The organism is Aeromonas media (assembly GCF_000819985.1).
Lineage (GTDB): Bacteria > Pseudomonadota > Gammaproteobacteria > Enterobacterales > Aeromonadaceae > Aeromonas > Aeromonas media.
Window position 1 is genome coordinate 1 of the sequence record NZ_CDBZ01000127.1, and the last position, 1080, is coordinate 1080.

Sequence of the window (1080 nt, forward strand, 5' to 3'; positions counted from 1 at the left end):
GCATATCTTGTCAGAGGTTGTTTTCATGGCCATCTGCGCCATGATGTGCGGTTTTGATACTTGGAGCGAGATTACCTTGTTTGCTCAAGAGCGAGAGCCATGGTTCCGGCGCTGGTTGAGCTTGCCTGGCGGCATTCCATCACACGACACATTCAACCGCATTTTTGCCACTCTGCCTCCCGCCAGTCTGAAATCCATTTTTCAAGCGTGGATCGGCGACATCATGGGCGATGATAAGCTGGTTGGCCAACTAGCGGTTGATGGTAAAGCTCTTCGTGCTACCGCTAAAGGGCGAGGTGCCAACGCTGTTCATATGGTCAATGTCTGGTCAACTGAGCTGGGGATGTGTGTTGGCCAGCAAAAAGTCGCTGACAAATCTAACGAGATCACGGCAATACCTGAGCTACTCCAACTTCTTGAATTAAAAGGGTGTTTAGTCAGTATTGATGCGATGGGTACACAGGTAAAAATCGCCGACACCATCCTCAAAAAGTCGGGTGATTACCTGCTTGCAGTGAAAGACAACCAACCTAGCCTCAATACTGAAGTAAAAGAACAGTTCCAAGCGTATTGGGATAAGAATGAAACCGATGTTTCGGGGCACGGCTTTACTGAACAATTTGACTCAGAACATGGGCGAAAAGAGCATCGACGTTGTTGGGTTCTGATGGTTGATGAAAGCATGCCAGTTTGCCAGCAGTGGAAAGCGAAGACGATCATAGCCGTGCAGGCTGAGCGAATTGAAAATGGCAAAGGCTATGATTTCGTGAGATTTTATATAAGTAGCCGAGCGTTGGATGCCACCTCAGCGCTGAAGGCAACCCGAGCGCACTGGTCGGTAGAAAATCTGCTGCACTGGACTTTAGATATTGCGTTCGGAGAGGATCAACTTCAGGCCAGAGCGGGCTTCGCTGGGGAAAACTTAGCGGTCATCAGGCAGTGGATACTGAACATGCTGAAGCAAAACAAATCACGTAATCTAAGCATGGCCAACAAGCGCAGGCTCTGCTGTCTGAATGAACAATATTTGTTCGAATGTATGGGGTTGTTCAAAGTATAAACACTGATGCGTCAGCCCTG

The 1080-nt window shown here is 48.5% G+C and carries 1 protein-coding gene; it reads left to right on the top strand.

The annotated features are described in order from the left end of the window. Window positions 1-1060, top strand: a 1060-nt coding sequence (locus BN1127_RS10745) for an ISAs1-like element ISKpn9 family transposase (protein WP_042649442.1), incomplete at its 5' end; no start/stop codon positions are given. Window positions 1061-1080 lie beyond the last annotated feature (20 nt).